The sequence below is a fragment of the Acidisoma sp. C75 genome (assembly GCF_054665095.1).
In genome coordinates this window covers 152,114-168,430 of sequence record NZ_BAAFHD010000004.1, presented here as the reverse complement: position 1 = coordinate 168,430, position 16,317 = coordinate 152,114, and the positions used below count along the sequence as shown (strand labels likewise).

General features: G+C 66.2%; 14 protein-coding genes. 4 read left to right on the top strand and 10 right to left on the bottom strand.

Annotated features, from left to right (window positions below; all coding sequences use genetic code 11):
- Positions 1-10 precede the first annotated feature (10 nt).
- A complete protein-coding gene (locus tag ACYQ7X_RS07000) occupies positions 11-1,894 on the top strand; it encodes a DEAD/DEAH box helicase (RefSeq protein ID WP_459696200.1) in 1,884 nt (627 codons plus the stop codon).
- A gap of 55 nt (positions 1,895-1,949) precedes the next feature.
- Here the strand turns inward: ACYQ7X_RS07000 and ACYQ7X_RS06995 are convergent, their stop codons facing one another.
- From ACYQ7X_RS06995 to ACYQ7X_RS06985, 3 genes are read right to left on the bottom strand one after another with little or no spacing between them, the layout of a single operon-like run.
- Entirely contained in the window at positions 1,950-2,948 is a 999-nt protein-coding gene (locus tag ACYQ7X_RS06995) for an ABC transporter substrate-binding protein (protein ID WP_459696199.1), read from the bottom strand.
- 60 nt (positions 2,949-3,008) lie between these two features.
- Positions 3,009-3,812, bottom strand: coding sequence for an ABC transporter ATP-binding protein (locus ACYQ7X_RS06990; protein ID WP_459696406.1), 804 nt, complete (start codon positions 3,810-3,812; stop codon positions 3,009-3,011).
- Entirely contained in the window at positions 3,809-4,720 is a 912-nt protein-coding gene (locus ACYQ7X_RS06985) for an ABC transporter permease (protein WP_459696197.1), read from the bottom strand. Before ACYQ7X_RS06985 ends, ACYQ7X_RS06990 begins: the two co-directional genes overlap by 4 nt.
- A 303-nt stretch (positions 4,721-5,023) precedes the next feature.
- Between ACYQ7X_RS06985 and ACYQ7X_RS06980 the strand changes: the two genes are divergently transcribed.
- Entirely contained in the window at positions 5,024-5,914 is an 891-nt protein-coding gene (locus tag ACYQ7X_RS06980) for an MBL fold metallo-hydrolase (RefSeq protein WP_459696196.1), read from the top strand.
- 82 nt (positions 5,915-5,996) lie between these two features.
- On the opposite strand, the gene ACYQ7X_RS06975 is transcribed toward ACYQ7X_RS06980, so the two are convergent.
- Together ACYQ7X_RS06975 and ACYQ7X_RS06970 are read right to left on the bottom strand one after the other, a co-directional pair.
- The gene (locus ACYQ7X_RS06975) at positions 5,997-7,010 is read right to left on the bottom strand and encodes a zinc-binding alcohol dehydrogenase family protein (RefSeq protein WP_459696195.1); all 1,014 of its coding nucleotides are present in this window, start codon (positions 7,008-7,010) and stop codon (positions 5,997-5,999) included.
- 29 nt (positions 7,011-7,039) lie between these two features.
- Positions 7,040-7,852 (bottom strand): Cof-type HAD-IIB family hydrolase, encoded by an 813-nt coding sequence (locus tag ACYQ7X_RS06970; protein ID WP_459696194.1) that lies wholly within the window; start codon positions 7,850-7,852, stop codon positions 7,040-7,042.
- Between the two features lie 245 nt (positions 7,853-8,097).
- Here ACYQ7X_RS06970 and ACYQ7X_RS06965 point away from each other — a divergent pair, with 245 nt between their 5' ends.
- Positions 8,098-9,918 (top strand): glycoside hydrolase family 15 protein, encoded by a 1,821-nt coding sequence (locus ACYQ7X_RS06965; RefSeq protein ID WP_459696192.1) that lies wholly within the window; start codon positions 8,098-8,100, stop codon positions 9,916-9,918.
- A 98-nt stretch (positions 9,919-10,016) separates the two neighbouring features.
- Here the strand turns inward: ACYQ7X_RS06965 and cyoD are convergent, their stop codons facing one another.
- Genes cyoD through cyoA form a run of 4 tightly spaced genes read right to left on the bottom strand, consistent with a single transcriptional unit; the run spans position 10,017 to position 13,973 of the window.
- On the bottom strand, positions 10,017-10,400 hold the full coding sequence (cyoD, locus tag ACYQ7X_RS06960; RefSeq protein WP_459696191.1) for a cytochrome o ubiquinol oxidase subunit IV: 384 nt from the start codon (positions 10,398-10,400) through the stop codon (positions 10,017-10,019).
- Complete coding sequence (gene cyoC / locus ACYQ7X_RS06955) at positions 10,400-11,023, bottom strand: cytochrome o ubiquinol oxidase subunit III (protein ID WP_459696190.1); 624 nt, start codon at positions 11,021-11,023, stop codon at positions 10,400-10,402. The genes cyoD and cyoC overlap by 1 nt, the downstream gene beginning before the upstream one ends.
- Positions 11,013-13,013: a cytochrome o ubiquinol oxidase subunit I gene (gene cyoB, locus ACYQ7X_RS06950; protein ID WP_459696189.1), complete on the bottom strand. Its 2,001-nt coding sequence runs from the start codon at positions 13,011-13,013 to the stop codon at positions 11,013-11,015. The genes cyoC and cyoB overlap by 11 nt, the downstream gene beginning before the upstream one ends.
- Positions 13,014-13,040: 27 nt before the next feature.
- A complete protein-coding gene (gene cyoA, locus ACYQ7X_RS06945) occupies positions 13,041-13,973 on the bottom strand; it encodes a ubiquinol oxidase subunit II (protein WP_459696188.1) in 933 nt (310 codons plus the stop codon).
- A gap of 429 nt (positions 13,974-14,402) precedes the next feature.
- On the opposite strand from cyoA, the gene ACYQ7X_RS06940 reads away from it, so the two are divergent.
- Entirely contained in the window at positions 14,403-15,512 is a 1,110-nt protein-coding gene (locus ACYQ7X_RS06940) for a potassium channel family protein (protein ID WP_459696187.1), read from the top strand.
- Between the two features lie 23 nt (positions 15,513-15,535).
- Here ACYQ7X_RS06940 and ACYQ7X_RS06935 read toward each other — a convergent pair whose 3' ends face one another.
- On the bottom strand, positions 15,536-16,312 hold the full coding sequence (locus tag ACYQ7X_RS06935; protein WP_459696186.1) for a gamma-glutamyl-gamma-aminobutyrate hydrolase family protein: 777 nt from the start codon (positions 16,310-16,312) through the stop codon (positions 15,536-15,538).
- Between the last annotated feature and the right edge of the window lie 5 nt (positions 16,313-16,317).

Genomic DNA, 16,317 nt, shown 5'->3' with positions numbered 1-16,317 from the left:
CCAAAGCAATATGCCTTTCAGTACCCCCCACGCCGCTCTGGCGGAGGCTCTCGCGGCGCGCGGCTACACCGAACCCACCCAGGTTCAGGCGGAAATCCTGGCCGCCGAGCCGGGGCGGGATCTGCTGGTCTCCGCCCAGACCGGCTCGGGCAAGACCGTCGCCTACGGTCTCGCCTTCGCCGATAGTCTCTTCACCGCCGAAGACCGCCTGCCACCGGCCAGCGCCCCGCTCGCGCTGATCATCGCACCAACGCGCGAACTCGCCCAGCAGGTGCATGCCGAGCTGACCTGGCTCTACGGCAAGGCAGGGGCGCGGGTCGTCGCCTGCGTCGGCGGGATGGATGCGCGGAGCGAGGCGCGGGCGATGGCACGCGGGGCGCATATCATCGTCGGCACGCCCGGCCGGCTGAAGGACCATCTGGAGCGCGGCCAGCTCGATCCGGCGCGGCTCGCCGTCGTCGTGCTCGACGAGGCGGACGAGATGCTCGACCTCGGCTTCCGCGAGGAGCTGGAATTCATCCTCGACGCCACCCCGGCGGACCGGCGGACGCTGCTCTTCTCGGCGACCATCGCGCGCGAGATCGCGATGCTCGCCCGGCGCTATCAGAAGGATGCGCTGCGGATCGACACGGTCGATCGCAGCCAGCCGCATGCCGATATCGAATACCGCGCGATGAAGATCGACGCCTCTCAGGTGGAGGCGGCGACCGTCAATACCCTGCGGCTGATCGATAGCCCCGCCATCATCTTCTGCGCCCGTCGCGATGGCGTGCGCAGCATGGCGGCTTCGCTCATCGCCCGGGGGTTCACCGCCGTCGCCCTTTCCGGCGAGCTCTCCCAGGCCGAACGCAACAATGCGCTCGCCGCCATCCGTGATGGCCGGGCGCGCGTCTGCGTCGCGACCGACGTGGCGGCGCGCGGGATCGACCTGCCGGAGCTCGGCCTCGTCATCCATGCCGACCTGCCGACGAACAAGGAGACGCTGCTGCACCGCTCGGGCCGCACGGGCCGCGCCGGGCGCAAGGGCATCTCGGTGCTCATGGTGCCGCATTCGCGCCGCCGCCGGGCGGAACTGCTGCTCTCCTCCGGCGGGCTTCAGGCACGCTGGAGCACGGCGCCCTCGGCCGAGGAGATCCGCGAGCAGGATCGCGCCCGCATCCTCAATGACGCGATCATCACCGAGCCCACCGCGGAGGAGGATGCGGCGCTGGCCTACCAGATGGCCGAGCGCTACGGCGCCGAGGCCATGGCGGCCGCTTTCATCCGCCTCCGCCGCCTGTCGCTGCCGACGCCTTGCGAGATCGACGGCGCCCGGCCGGGCTTCGAGGAGCCGCGCGCCGGCGGCTATAAGGAGCGCGATCGGGATCGCCGGGACCGCCCCGAGCGGGGCGAGCGGTTCGACCGGGCGGAGCGTCCGCGCGCACCCGCTTTCGAACAAAGCGGCGAACCGATGGTCTGGTTCCGTGCCGCCGTGGGCCGCACCAAGCGGGCCGACCCGAAATGGCTGCTGCCGCTGATCTGCCGCCTCGGCAATGTCAGCAAGCGGGAAGTCGGCGCCATCCGCATCCAGGAGTATGAGACGCGGTTCCAGATCCTCGCCGAGGCGGCAGAGGGTTTCATGACCGCGCTGCGCGATGCGGGCGAGAACGAGATCCGCATCGAGACCGCCGATGGCCCGCCGCCCCGCGAGGCGGGTGGCAGCTTCCGCCCGCGCAGCGAAGGGGGCGGCTATCGCGAGGGCGCGCCGCGCGGCGCCCGGCCGGCACGGCGGGAAAGCACGGGCGGCGAACGCCCGGCGGGGGACCGGGCGGAGCCTGCCCGCAAGCCCCGCTTCTCCCGCGATGGAGACGCCGGCGGCTATAAAAGCCGGCTGCGCAGCCGCGCGAAGGGATAGGCCGCCGCGCCTCTCCACCGCTCGTCACCCCGCGGGTGACGAGCGGTCTGCCAGGCTACTTCTGATCCACGAAGCTCGGATCGACCACATCGGCGTAGGTGATCGGCATCTGGATCTTGGAGAGCTTGCTCCAGATCTGCAGCCCGAGTTTGACGACCTTGGCCGCCGGCCCGGGGTTTTGCAGCGTGCCGAAATACTCCTTGTTCATCGCCGCCGTGTAGAAATTCACGCCGGCCGCGGCATCGGCAAAATCCTTCGGGTTGGAGAGATAGCCGCCGACGCTCTTCGCCATATCGGCATAAGCCTCCTTCGGATGCGCCTTGGTGTAATCGACCGCCTGGAGGATGCCATCCACCATCGCCTGCACGTCCTTCGGATGGTTCTTGATCGTATCGCAGCGCAGGATGAGCACATCGACGATCACGCCCGGGGTCGCGGCGGAGTTGACCAGCACCTTGCCCTTGTCATGCTCCTTGATGAAGGAGAGGTTGGGCTCCCAGGTCACAGCCGCCGGCACGCGGCCGGCGATGAAGGCGGCCGCCGCATCATCCGCCGTCATATTGACGACCTTGAATTCGCTCTGCGTCATGCCCTGCTGGGCGAGCAGATAGTTGAACCAGAACTGGCTGGTCGAGCCTTCGTTCATGGCGATCTTATCGCCCTTCAGCTGGGCGATGCTGGTGATGTTCTTGCCCGTCACCATGCCGTCCGCGCCGTGGCTATCGTCCAGCGCCGCGACCGCCTTGAAGCAGAAGGCGGGGGAGCGGTATTTGAGGATCTCGTCCAGCGTCACCGCCGCGCCCTGGATCTGCCCGGCGGCCATCGCGCTCATCGCGAGCGTCGAATCGCTGACGATGCGCAAATTCGCATCCAGCCCGCCCTTCTTGTAATAGCCGAGGTCGCGCGCCAGGAACATCGGGCCATAGCCGACCCAGACCGTCATCGAAACGTTCAGCTTGCCGGCGAAGGCCGGCTTGGCGCCGAGCCCGAAGGTCGCGGCGAGCGCCAGCGCCATGGCGGCACCACCCAGGCGGCGGAGGCCTTGCAGTTTCATCCTCATCTCATTCCTCGTGTTAGGGGGTTTCTGGTCAGCAAAGGGGGCAACGTTGCGCGTTCAATGATCCTCGTCGATCTCGTCATGCAACAGCCCCATGATCTGGCGCTTGAGGGCGATGAAGGGCGGATCGAGCATCATTTCGAGCGAACGGGGTCGGGGGATCGTGACATCGATCGTCGCCTTCATCCGGCCGGGACGCGCGGTCATCACATGCACGCGGTCACCCAGGATGATCGCCTCGTCGATATCATGCGTCACGAAGAGCACGGTCTTGTGGCTATGCTCCCAGACGCGGAGGAGCAGCTTCTGCATCGTCGCCCGCGTCTGGCTGTCGAGCGCGCCGAAAGGCTCGTCCATCAGCAGGATCTTGGGATCGTTCGCCAGCGCGCGGGCGATCGCCACCCGCTGCTTCATGCCGCCTGAAAGCTCCTTCGGATAATGGCCGGCGAATTGCGAGAGACCCACCTCGTCGAGGTAATGCTTCACGATCTCCCCCCGCTCCCGCGCCGGAACACGGCGGCGCTTGAGGCCGAAGGCGACGTTCTCGGCGACCGTGAGCCAGGGGAAGAGCGTATAGGCCTGAAAGACCATCCCACGGTCCCGCCCCGGGCCGGTCACCTCCGCGCCGCCGACGACGATCTCCCCGCCCGTACTGTCGAGCAGCCCGGCCGCGAGATAGAGCAGGCTCGACTTGCCGCAGCCCGAGGGCCCGACGATGACGGCAAATTCCTTCTCCCGCACGTCGAGCGAGACGTCATCGAGGGCGAGGACCGAGGTTTTGCCGCGGGCGTAGCGAAGTTCGACGGAACGCGCCTCGAACAGCGCCGCCTCCTCCGGCGGCCTCGTCGCCACCGCGCTCATGCCGCCCACCGGGCGAGCTTCGCGCGCAGCAGACGGAAGAAGCTGTCGGTGATGAGGCCGAGGATGCCGATGATGCCGATCGCGAGGAAGATCTTGTCCACCTGGAAGCCGCGCATCGCCTGCATGCTCATGAAGCCGAGGCCGCTATCGGCGGCGACGAGTTCGGCAACCACCAGATAGGTCCAGGCCCAGCCCATGGTGATGCGCAGCGTGTCGATGATGCCGGGCTTGGCCGCCGGCAGCAGCACATGGGCAAGCACGTCCCGCCGGGAGCAGCCGAGCGTGTAGGAGGCGTTGAGCATATCCTCCGGCACGTTGCGCACCACATCCATGATCATGACGATCTGCTGGAAGAAGGTGCCGAAGATGATGATGGCGACGCGCTGGGAAAGGCCGAGCCCGATCCAGAGGATAAAGAGCGGCACGAAGGCCGTGACGGGCAGGTAGCGGATGAAGTTCACCAAAGGCTCCAGCGCCGCCTGGACGATGCGGAAGGTGCCCATGAGCAGGCCGAGCGGCACCGCGACGACCGAGGAGATGAAGAAGCCGAGCAGGATGACTTCGACCGAGGCCCACATATTCGGCCAGAGCGAGCCATCCGCGATCATCTGCACGCCGCGCGCGATGACCGAGGAGGGCGAGGGCAGGAAGATATCCGGCATCGCGCCGCCATAGGTCAGCCCCGACCAGATGCCGAGCACGATGACCCAGACGCTGATCCCGGCGATGAGGCTGGCGCGGGGGGAAATGGGGGCGCGCGGGGTCAAGGCGCGGTCGATAAAGCGCCGGGGGCGCTTGGCGCGCGGGTGCGGAACGGGAGCCGGCGCCATCGCGCGCGGGGTGGCGGCGAGCGGGGTCTCTGCGGCCGCACTCCGATCATCCAGGGTCGCTGTCTTATCCATGGTCATGCTGCGGTTTCATCGCCCCGTGCCACGCAAGAACCGTTCCACCTTAGGGCACGCGCGGGAGAGGCAGGAAGAAGAAAGCGCCCCGCCTTCCGCGCGGAGGCGGCCTGAGCCCAAGCTTTAGGCATCCGCCTCGGATCGGCGCGCTCACCCGCTCGTGATCGGCGCCGGCCGTCCGGCCGCCGCTCGGGCGGTTCGCCGCGTGCAGGAAGGCGGGTAGAACCCTCGGGGAGAGCGGGCGGGTAAGCCGCCTGCCGCTCGGGCGGTTCCCACGCCACGCCATCTATCGAGCCCAGGAGAGAAATCATGTCTCAGAGCACCACGGCCGGCACGCAGGCGCCGGGCTTCTGCACCTTCAAGCTCGGCGCCTTCGAGATGATCGCGCTCCACGAGGGCGTGTTGATACGCGACATGCCGCCAGGCTTCGTGCCCGATGCCAGCGATGCCGAGGTCACCGATGCCTATGCCACTGCCGGCATGGCGCGCGACAAGCTCACCATCACCTTCAACCCGCTCGCCGTGCGCGGGCCGGAGGGGGTGGTGCTGATCGATACCGGCTTGGGCGAATTCGGCCCACCCGGCACCGGCCAGCTGCGCGGCAATCTCGCTGCCGCCGGCATCCGCCCGGAGGAGGTGACGAGTGTCATCATCAGCCATTTCCATGCCGATCACATCCTCGGCCTCAACCGCAAGGCGGGCGGCCTCACCTTCCCCCGCGCCAAGATCTTCGTGCCGGCCAAGGAATGGGCCTATTGGATGGACGAGGCGAACAAGGCCTCTGCGCCCGCCGCGGCGCAGGATAATTTCGGCCTCTGCCAGCAGGTCTTCGGCAAGCTTGCCGATCAGGTCGCTCTCTATGAGTGGGAGACGGAGGTCCTGCCCGGTTTCACCTCCGTCCGTGCCAATGGCCATACGCCCGGCATGTCGGCGATCCGCATCGCCTCGGGCGGCGAGGCGATGATGTATGTCGCGGATATCACCAACAACCCGCTCGTCTTCCTCCGCCATCCGGACTGGGTCGCCGCTTTCGACATGGACCCGGCCGAGACCATCGCGACCCGCCGCCGCATCCTCGACCAGGCGGTGGCGGAAAAGCTGCGCGTCTCCTTCTACCACGCGCCCTTCCCGGCCACGGGCTATATCGCGCGCAATAGCGATGGGTATGAGTTCCTGCCGGCACTCTGGCGGGCGGTGTAACGCAGTCTCGCCTTCGCCAGCCGGTGGACCCGCGGAACACATCCGCGGGTGCCATGCTGATGTAGCCCCGCGCGGCCGCGCCTCAGAACCCTTCCAGCACGATCTTGCCGACCGCCTTGCCGCTTTCCAGCATCGCATGGGCGCGGCGCAGGTTCCCGGCATTGATCGCGCCGTAATGCTCGCCAAGCGTGCTGCGGATCGCGCCCTCCTCCACCAGCCGGGAGACCGCGTTCAACAGTGCCCCCTGCTCCGCCATATCGGCCGTCGCGAACATCGAGCGGGTGAACATGAATTCCCAATGGGTCGAGACGCTCTTGCGCTTGAAGAGCGTCACGTCCAGCGGGCCCGGATCGTCGATCAGCACGAAGCGGCCTTGCGGGGCGATCAGCGCGCCGATCTCGGAGAGGTGCTTGTCGGTCTGCGTCGTCGAATAGACGAAGCCGGGCTGGCCGAGGCCGAGTGCCGCGAGTTCGGCCGCCAGAGGCTTGGTGTGGTTCACCACATGATCGGCGCCCAAAGCGCGCACCCACTCGGCGGTCTCGGGCCGGGAGGCGGTGGCGATCACCGCGAGATCCGTCAGTCGCTTGGCGAGTTGGATTGCAATCGAAGCCACGCCGCCGGCGCCGCCGATGATGAGGATGGCGCGGGCCGCGCCGGGCACCGGGCGCTTCACGTCCAGCCGATCGAACAGCCCTTCCCAGGCGGTGATGGCGGTGAGCGGCAGGGCGGCGGCTTGCGCGAAGCTCAGGCTCTCTGGCTTGCGCCCGACGATCCGCTCGTCCACCAGATGAAACTCCGCATTGGTGCCTGGGGCGTCCAGCGCGCCGGCGTAGAAGACGGCATCGCCCGGCTTGAACCCCACGACATCCGGCCCCGTCTCCGCCACCACGCCCGCGGCATCCCAGCCGAGCACGCGCCAGCCGCCATCGGCCGCCCCGCCCCGCATCCGCACCTTGGTATCGACCGGGTTGACGGCGATGGCGCGAATCTCGACCAGCAGATCCCGCCCCTCGGCGCGCGGCCGCGGCAGCGTGATATCGACGAGCGCCTCGGGGTGATCGATCGCCTGCGGAACCTTGTAGCCGACGGCGCGCATAGGGCCCTCTCCTCTTTCTCTCTCTCACATCACCGCAGCACGTAGCGGCGGATCGCATCGGCCCAGCCGCTTTCGTCGTTCGTGCCGGTCACCACATCGGCCGCGGCCTTCACGCTCTCGGCCGCATTGCCCATGGCGATGGCAAGCCCCGCCACCTTCAGCATCGGGATATCGACATTCATATCGCCGAGGCAGGCCATCTCCGCGGCCGAAACCCCGGCGATGCGCGCCAAGGCTAGAGCGGCGTGCCCCTTATTGGCATCGACATGGGTGACATCACAGTAATAGCTCGACGAGCGGTTGACGGAGGCTTCCGCCCCGAGCCGCTCCTGCAGCTCCGCCTCGACCCGGCCGACCAGGTCGAAATCCCGCGAGGAAGACATGATCTTGTTGGCGCTCGCCAGGAAGGGCGCGAAATCATCCACCACGGTGAAGTGATTATGCGTCACCTCCGCCTCATGCGCGACATAGGGGCCATTGGGGCTCCGCACATACCAGCCGCTGCCGGCATAGACCCAGACATCGAGCCCGGCCGCGCTCATATGCGAGACCGCGAGGCGCGCGGCCTCTTCCGGGATCGCGAGTTCATCGAGGATCGTCTTGTTGTCGCCCGCCACGATCTGGCCGCCGTTGAAGCCGGCATGGGGCGCGGTGATGCCCAGCGGTTCGAGGAACATCTCGATCCCGCGCGGCGGCCGGCTGGAGACGAGGCAAAGCGTGATCCCCGCCGCCTTCAGCTCCTGCGCTGCCTTGATCGTTTCGGGATGCAACGATTTGTCGTGCCGCACCAGGGTGCCATCGACATCGCTGACGACAAGGCGGATGGGCTTCGCTTCGGTCATGCCGCTCTGGCTCCGGTTGCTGCTGGCTGGGAAAGAAACCACAAAAAGCGCATGCCGGCCCTGGGTCAAGGCAAGGAGGCATGACAGGTGGCGCCTGCGGCCTGCGCGCCCGCGGCCCCCGCGGCGCTTGTCGCCTCGCCTCGCCCGGTTCAATTTCGGGCGCGCGACCCAAGATCCCTATGGCGCCGGCGGCGGGGGCTGATTTCCACCCACGCTCCGGCGCTTTTCTCAAGGAGGCTCGCCTGATGCCTGACGCCCCTGCCGCTCCTGCGCGCATCGAAGATTACGCCGTGATCGGGGATTGCCACACGGCCGCGCTCGTCAGCCACGATGGCTCGATCGACTGGCTCTGCCTGCCGCGCTTCGATAGCGGCGCCTGCCTCGCCCGGCTGCTCGGCAACGAGGAGAACGGCCGCTGGCGGATCGGCGCGACCGACCCCGAAGCCCGCATCAGCCGCGCCTATCGCGATGGCAGCGTCATTCTCGACACCACCATCGAAACCGCCGACGGCCGCGCGCGGGTGACCGATTTCATGCCGGTCAAGGGCGAGCACAGCACGATCATCCGCATCTGCGAGGGGCTCTCCGGCAGGATCGAGATGCGGCTCGACCTCACCCTTCGTTTCGACTATGGCAGCGCCGTCCCCTGGGTCGTCGGCCTTGGCGATCAAAGCGGCTTTGAGGCGATCTGCGGCCCGGACCGGGTGACGATCTTCTCTTCCATCCCGCTGATCAGCGAGCATATGGCGACTGAGGCGGTCTTCACCCTCCGCCCGGGGGAGCGGCAGGTCTTCATCCTCGTCCACAACCGCTCGCACCGGGAGCGGCCCGAGCGGCCGGACCCCGACGCGGCGCTCAGCGCGTCCATCGCCTTCTGGGAGAACTGGTCCAAGCTCTCCAGCTACGAAGGCCGCTGGCCGGAGCAAGTGCGCCGCTCGCTCATCACCCTCAAGGCGCTGACCTATGCGCCGACGGGCGGCATCGTCGCCGCGGCGACGACCTCCCTGCCCGAGCAGATCGGATCGAGCCGCAACTGGGATTACCGCTATTGCTGGGTGCGGGATGCCTCCCTCACCCTCGGCGCCTTCCTGCGCGCCGGCTATCTCGACGAAGCGACCGACTGGCGGGACTGGCTGATGCGGGCCGCCGCGGGCATGCCGGAGCAGATCCAGATCATGTACGGCCTGGCCGGGGAGCGGCGGCTGGACGAATGGGAAGTGCCCTGGCTCGATGGCTACGAGGGGTCGAAACCCGTGCGGATCGGCAATGCCGCGGCCGGGCAATTGCAGCTCGATATCTATGGCGAGGTGATGTCCGTCCTCTCCGAGGGCCGGCGGCTCGGCCTTGCCGACCGTCCCGATGGCTGGGGCCTCCAGCGCGCGCTGGCTGACCATGTCTGCGAGATCTGGCGAGAGAATGACGATGGCATCTGGGAAGTGCGCAGCGGCCGCCAGCCCTTCGTGTTTTCGAAGATCGGCTGCTGGAGCGCGCTCGACCGGTCGATCAAGGACGCCGAGGCGCATGGCTTCGCGGCGCCGCTCGATACCTGGCGGGAGAACCGCGAGGCGCTGCGGGCGGAGATCCTGGCGCGCGGCTTCAACCGCAAGCTCAACAGCTTTACCCAGGTCTATGATGGGGAGGAGCTGGATGCGAGCCTGCTGCTCATTCCGCGCTCGGGCTTCATCACGGCGAATGATCCGCTGATGCTCGGCACCGTCGCCGCGATCGAGCGGCACCTCATGCCCGAGGGGCTGGTGCAGCGCTACGATACGCGCAAAAGCGCCGATGGGCTGCCGGCGGGCGAAGGCGTCTTCCTCGCCTGCAGCTTCTGGCTCGCCGATAACTACGCCTATCAGGGCCGGATCGCGGAAGCGACGGCGCTGTTCGAGCGGCTGCTCGGCCTGGCGAACGATCTCGGCCTGCTGGCGGAGGAATACGACCCGAAGGCCGCGCGCCAGCTCGGCAATTTCCCGCAGGCCTTCACCCATGTCGCGGTCGTCAATACCGCTTTCGCGATCGCCGGCGGCCGGAAGGGCGCGGGCGAGGCGCATAAGGCCGATGGCTAGCGGCTGACCTGCCCGCCCTTACGGAGCGGAAGGCGATTGGCCAAGAAAAAGGGAGCCTCGCGGCTCCCTTTCGCTTGACGCCATCCTGGCCGAAAGCCTCAGGGCTGCTGCTGCATGCCCGGCATCGGGCCCACCGGGATCATCCGGTCCGTCATATTGTGCATGATCCAGAGCGAGCCGAGGATCACGATGAAGACCACGAGGATCGCGAAGGCGAAGGCCGTCACATTCCAGCGCTGTTCCGAGCTGAAGTTGAGGTGCAGGAAGAAATAGAGATGCACGCCGATCTGCACGATCGCGAGGGCGAAGATCCCGAAGATCGTCGCACTCGGGGACAGCGCATGCCCCATCACCAGCCAGAAGGCAGCGGCGGTGAGGATGACGGAGAGGACGAAGCCGATCGCGTATGAGGCGAGCGTGCCATGGGCGGCACCGGCCGCATCGGTATGGCCGTGCCCGTGGTCAGATAAGCTGCGGTCCATCAGGTCATCACTCCCAGAAGATACACCACCGTGAACACGCCGATCCAGACGATGTCCAGAAAGTGCCAGAACAGGCTGAGCATGGTGAGGCGGCCCATATAGACCGTGTTCAGCGGCTTCTTCATCACGCCGAGCTGGACCATCAGCGTGGACATCCAGAGCAGGCCGGCCGTCACGTGGCAGCCATGGGTCGCGACGAGGAGGAAGAAGGAGGAGAGGAAGGCGCTCCGCCCCGGCCCGTTGCCCTCGGCGATGAGCTTGTGGAACTCGGTGACTTCGAGCCCGAGGAAGCCGAGGCCGAACAGCGCGGTGATCGCCAGCCACATCAGCACGCCCTGCTTGTTATGGCGGTGGGCCGCCAGCATGGCGAAGCCGTAGGTCACGGAGCTGATGAGCAGGCAGGCGGTTTCCAGAATGACGCCGTTGAGCTCGAAGACATCCCGGCCCGTCGGGCCGCCGGCGTAGGAGTGGCCGTTCACGGCCACCCCCGCGAAAGCGGTCGCGAAAAGCACGCAGTCGGTCATCAGGTAGAGCCAGAAGCCGAAGACCTTCTGGTCCATCTGATGCTGGGCGTGGTCGTGATGGCCGTGGCCGCTATGGGCGGCGGCCGCATCAATCGGCATGCTGCTTCTCCGTCTCGAGCGAGGCGACCTGGAGGAAATGTGCGTTCTCGATCCGCGCCACCTCCTCGCCCGGCACGTAGTAGTCGATATCGTCGTTACAGGTACGGATGATCAGCGTCACCACGATCCCGATCGCGCTGAGGATCGCGAGCCACCACATGTACCAGATCATCGCGAAGCCGAAGACGCCGGCAAACATCGCGATGATGAAGCCCGCCCCCGTATTCCGGGGCATGTGGATCTCTTCGTAATGATCCCGCGCCTGATGTTCGATCGTGCCGCGCTGCTTGGCATCCCACAGCGGCTCGGGGTCATGCACCTCGGGGGTCGTCGCGAAGTTGTAGAAGGGCGGCGGCGAGGAGATCGACCATTCGAGCGTGCGGCCGTTCCAGGGGTCGCCCGTCACGTCCCGCAGCTTGGCGCGGTCGCGGATCGAAACCACGATCTGCAGCAGGTTGCAGGCGATGCCGCACATGATGAGGATCGCACCGCAGAGCGCCACCCACATATAGGGCACCCATTGCGGGTTGTCATAATGCTCCATGCGGCGCGTCGCACCCATGAAGCCCAGGCAGTAGAGCGGCACGAAGGCGACGTAGAAGCCCACAAGCCAGAACCAGAAGGCCCGCGTGCCCCACTTCTTCTCCAGCCGGAAGCCGAACATCTTCGGGAACCAGTAGTTGAGGCCGGCGAAGGAGCCGAAGACCACGCCGCCGATGATGACGTTGTGGAAATGGGCGATGAGGAAGAGGCTGTTATGGACCACGAAGTCGATCCCGGGGATCGCCATCATCACGCCCGTCATGCCACCGATCGTGAAGGTGATCATGAAGCCGATGGTCCACAGCATGGCCGGCTCGTAGCGCACCCGCCCGCCATACATCGTCCAGAGCCAGTTGTAGATCTTCACGCCGGTCGGGATCGCGATGATCATCGTCGAGATGCCGAAGAAGGCGTTCACATCCGCACCCGACCCCATGGTGAAGAAGTGGTGCAGCCAGACGACGAAGGAAAGGAAGGCGATCGCCAGCGTCGCGTAAACCATCGAGGTGTAGCCGAACAGCCGCTTGCCCGAATAGGTCGAGACCACTTCGGAGAAGATGCCGAAGACCGGCAAGACGAGAATGTACACCTCCGGATGGCCCCAGGCCCAGATGAGATTGACGTACATCATCTGGTTGCCGCCGCCGGTATTGGTGAAGAAGTGGAAGCCGAGATAGCGGTCCAGCGTCAGCATGCCGATCGTCGCCGTCAGCACCGGGAAGGCCGCCATGATGAGCACGGCGGTGCAGAGGATGGTCCAGCAGAAGACCGGCATCCGCATCCAGGTCATGCCCGGGGCGCGCATCTTCACGATGGTGACGAAGAAGTTCACGCCCGTCAGCAAGGTGCCGATACCGGAGATCTGAAGGGACCAGATCCAGTAGTCGATACCGCTGCCGGGGCTGTATTGCAGCTCAGAGAGCGGCGGATAGGCGAGCCACCCGGCCTTGCCGAACTCGCCGATGGCGAGCGAGAGGTTCACGAGCGCCATGCCGACGAAGGTCAGCCAGAAGCTGATCGAGTTCAGGAACGGGAAGGCCACGTCCCGCGCGCCGATCTGCAGCGGAACGGCCACGTTCATGAAGCCGATCACGAAGGGCATGGCGACGAAGAAGATCATGATGACGCCGTGCGCCGAGAAGATCTGGTCGTAATGCTCCGGCGGCAGGTAGCCGTGGCTCGCGCCGTGGCTGAAGGCAAGCTGGGTGCGCATCATGATGGCATCGACGAAGCCGCGCAGCAGCATCACCAGCGCCATCAGGATGTACATGATCCCGATCTTCTTGTGGTCGATCGTGGTGATCCACTCTTTCCAGAGATAGGCCCACAGGTTGTACCGGGCGATGAAGCCCAGCACGATAAGCACGACGATACCCATGAAGCCGACCGCACCCATTTCGATGGGATTGTCGAGCGGGATCGCCGACCAGGTTAATCTTCCGAGCATGTCACTGCACCCTTATCTTGCTGCCTCTCACATACCGCTCGTGCCGCTCGTGCTCTTCGAGGCAGCGTGAGTAGCGTCGGCTTTGGTATCGTTCATGGACATCTTGGGCCCCAAGAAAGCCCTGATCTGGTCGGCGAAGATGTCGCCCTGCACCGTCCCGTAATAGCTGGGCTTGACGTATTCGGACGGCTTGGAAAGCTCGGCATAGGTCGTCTTGTCCAACACCTGGGCCGATTGCCGGACCTTCTGAACCCAGGCAGCGAAACCTGCCTGATCGACCGCGTGCGCCTGGAAGGTCATGCCGGAAAAGCCGTCACCGCTGAAATTGGCCGAGAGCCCGCGATAGATACCGGGGTGATCGGCCATCAGATGCACCGCCGTCTGCATGCCGCCCATGGCATAAATCTGGGTGCCGAGCTGGGGGATGAAAAAGGCGTTCATCACGGTCGCCGAGGTGATGTGGAAATTCACCGGCGTGCCGACCGGCATCGCCATCTCGTTCACCGCCGCGATATGCTGCTCGGGATAGACGAAGAGCCACTTCCAATCGAGCGCGATGACGTCGATGTCGAGCGGCTTGGCATTCGCTTCCGTGGGCAGCGGCTTGTAGGGGTCGAGCTGGTGGGTCGTCACCCAGGTCACGATGCCGAGCACCAGAATGATGAAGCAGGGGCCGCCCCAGGAGAAAATTTCGATGATCGTCGAATGATGGAAGTCGGGCCGGTATTTCGCCTTGGTGTTGCCGGCGCGGAAATGCCAGGCGAAGGCGAGTGTCGCCAGGATGACGGGGCCGACGACAAACACCACCAGACCGATGAGGGTATAGAGGATGATCTTCTTTTCCTCCTGACCGACAGGCCCCTGGGGATCCATCAGCGCCCAATGACAGCCGGAGAGAAGCAGCAGGGGCATGAGGGCGAGCGGCTTGAACCGCGCCCCCCGCCGGAGGAAGTCTTTCATCGTGGATCTCTTGCTGTTTCAATCATTCTTGTAATCTGCGGTACTCTTGAACGCGACACCGGGCCGACAGGTCAAGAACGGAGCAGCGCCCTTCCGCACCTTGGCTGCATGGGTGGAATGCAGTTTCGGCAGCGGCGCATTTTCCGCCCCTCAACTTCACCCCGGTGTCATTCGTGAACAATCGTCAATCTACCAGATAGGCCGGCGGAAGGTGTCTTTTTTTGCCCCCTGCCTGTCAACATTCATGAGCGCGGGAGCAGGCCCCCGGCGCGCTTCCGCCACCTGCTTTTCCGCGCATGCCGCCGTCTTTTGCCGCGTCTCTCTCTGCCTCATGATAGGGGTGAGCGGCGCGCGGGCCGGCATGGCCGCGGCCTAGCCCAGCATGCGGGGGAACAGCTTGTCGAAATACGAAGGCGCACGCTTCGCCCCATGAGAAAGCCCCGCCGGCATCCGCCCTTCGCGCCGCGCGCGGTCCCCCTCGCCCAGGTCATCCGCCAGGTTCTCGCTTCCCCGATGCGCAACCTCGTCTTCGGCGGGCTCTTCGTCTTCACCATCTGCCTGCTCGCCATGATCGGCTATCTGCTGGCCGGCTGGAGCTTCAGCGATTCGCTCTATATGGTCGTGCTGACCATCTATACCGTCGGCTATGACGAGGTCCGGGCGATCGACACGCCCTTCCTGCGCGCCAATACCATGATGCTCATCATCCTCGGCTGCACGGGGATGATCTTCCTGACCGGCGCGCTCGTGCAGTTCATCACCATCACCCAGTTCCAGCAGCTCATCGGCAGCAGGCGCATGAAGCAGGATATCGAGAGCCTTTCCGGCCATGTCATCATCTGCGGCTTCGGCCGCATCGGCGCCATGCTCGCCCAGGAGCTGACGGCGGGGCAGGTTCCCTTCGTCGTGCTCGAACGCCAGGAGCGGCGCTTCGCCGAAGCGCGGGAGAGCGGCTATCTCGCGATCCAGGCCGACGCGACGGAGGAGGTGACGCTGCAGGTCGCGGGTGTCGCGCGTGCCCGGGTGCTCGCGAGCGTCCTGCCCGACGATGCCGCCAATGTCTTCATCACGCTGAGCGCCCGCAGCCTCAACCCCGCGCTCGAGATCATCGCGCGCGGCGAGGTTGCCTCGACCGAGCGCAAGCTCCTCCAGGCCGGGGCCAACCGCGTGGTGATGCCCGCCCATATCGGCGCGGAGCGGATCGCTCAGATCATCCTCTTTCCGGAACGCGACCGGATGCTGGAGGATAGCGACCGCATGCGCGTCTTTCAGCGGGAATTGCAGGGCCTCGGGCTCAAGGTCTTCACCCATCCGGTGGCGGCGGGCAGCCGGGCTGAGCAGCGGCCGCTCGGCGAGATCGAACGCGAAGCGGCGGGCAGCTTCTTCGTCCTCGGGATCGAGCGACCGGGCCGCCGCAGCCTCGAACGTCCGCCGGGGGAGACGATCCTGCAGGCGGGGGATGGCGTCGTGCTGCTGGCGCGCGATGGCCATGCCGAGGCCATCGCTCAGTTATTCGGCGCTGCCTTCAGCACGATCTGACCGGCGCCGCGGGCCGGGCGCGCTCAGTCCGCCGCGACGGAGAGCGCCGGCTCGCCCGCGCGATAGGCCCGCACCGCTTCGGCGAAGGAGAGGAAGATCCGGCGAGAAACGGCGTCCGTCTCCATGTCGTATTCCGGGTGCCATTGCACGGCGGCGGCGAAGCCGGGCGCCTGCGGCAAGGTGAAGGCTTCGATCGTCCCGTCCGGCGCGAAACCCTCTGGCCTCAGCCCGGGGGCCAGATGCTCCACCCCCTGATTATGGAGGGAATTGACGGCGATCTCCCGCGCCTGCGCCATGCGATGCAGCCAGGTGCCGGGTTCCACCCGGAGGCGATGCGCCTTGCCGTGGCGGATGGCGGCGATCGCCTGCATCGGCGTCGAATGATCGAGCCGCCCGGGCAGATCCTGCAACCGCTGATGCAGCGTGCCGCCGAGTGCCACGTTCATCTCCTGAAAGCCCCGGCAGATGCCAAGCAGCGGCACCCCGCGCGCCACCGCCGCACGGATGAGCGGGATCGTCACGCCATCCCGCCCGCGATCCTCCACCGTCTCAGCCGGATGCGGCGGCCCGCCGTAGCGCGCCGGCTCGACATTGGAGGGGCTACCGGTGAGCAGGATGCCGTCCAGCCGGTCGATCAGGCAAGCGATATCGGCGCGGTCGCCATTGGCGGGGATGAGCAGCGGCACCGCGTCCATCACCTCGCCCACCGCGCGGACATAGGTATCCGATACTCCGTGGTTCAGCATCGCGAACCGGCCGAAGGTCTTCTGGCAGCAGGAGATCCCGACGATAAATTTCATTTGAA

Excerpts from the sequence above, each read along its gene's own strand:
- ACYQ7X_RS06980 (WP_459696196.1), top strand. The coding sequence starts at position 5,024 with ATGTCTCAGAGCACCACGGCCGGCACGCAGGCGCCGGGCTTCTGCACC.
- ACYQ7X_RS06965 (WP_459696192.1), top strand. The coding sequence starts at position 8,098 with ATGCCTGACGCCCCTGCCGCTCCTGCGCGCATCGAAGATTACGCCGTG.
- ACYQ7X_RS06935 (WP_459696186.1), bottom strand. The coding sequence starts at position 16,312 with ATGAAATTTATCGTCGGGATCTCCTGCTGCCAGAAGACCTTCGGCCGG.
- cyoC (WP_459696190.1), bottom strand. The coding sequence starts at position 11,023 with ATGCCGATTGATGCGGCCGCCGCCCATAGCGGCCACGGCCATCACGAC.
- ACYQ7X_RS06975 (WP_459696195.1), bottom strand. The coding sequence starts at position 7,010 with ATGCGCGCCGTCGGCTACAAGGTTCCGCAGGCGATCGATCACCCCGAG.
- ACYQ7X_RS06985 (WP_459696197.1), bottom strand. The coding sequence starts at position 4,720 with ATGACCATGGATAAGACAGCGACCCTGGATGATCGGAGTGCGGCCGCA.
- ACYQ7X_RS06970 (WP_459696194.1), bottom strand. The coding sequence starts at position 7,852 with ATGACCGAAGCGAAGCCCATCCGCCTTGTCGTCAGCGATGTCGATGGC.
- cyoA (WP_459696188.1), bottom strand. The coding sequence starts at position 13,973 with ATGAAAGACTTCCTCCGGCGGGGGGCGCGGTTCAAGCCGCTCGCCCTC.
- ACYQ7X_RS06940 (WP_459696187.1), top strand. The coding sequence starts at position 14,403 with ATGAGAAAGCCCCGCCGGCATCCGCCCTTCGCGCCGCGCGCGGTCCCC.
- ACYQ7X_RS06995 (WP_459696199.1), bottom strand. The coding sequence starts at position 2,948 with ATGAAACTGCAAGGCCTCCGCCGCCTGGGTGGTGCCGCCATGGCGCTG.
- cyoD (WP_459696191.1), bottom strand. The coding sequence starts at position 10,400 with ATGGACCGCAGCTTATCTGACCACGGGCACGGCCATACCGATGCGGCC.
- ACYQ7X_RS06990 (WP_459696406.1), bottom strand. The coding sequence starts at position 3,812 with ATGAGCGCGGTGGCGACGAGGCCGCCGGAGGAGGCGGCGCTGTTCGAG.
- cyoB (WP_459696189.1), bottom strand. The coding sequence starts at position 13,013 with ATGCTCGGAAGATTAACCTGGTCGGCGATCCCGCTCGACAATCCCATC.
- ACYQ7X_RS07000 (WP_459696200.1), top strand. The coding sequence starts at position 11 with ATGCCTTTCAGTACCCCCCACGCCGCTCTGGCGGAGGCTCTCGCGGCG.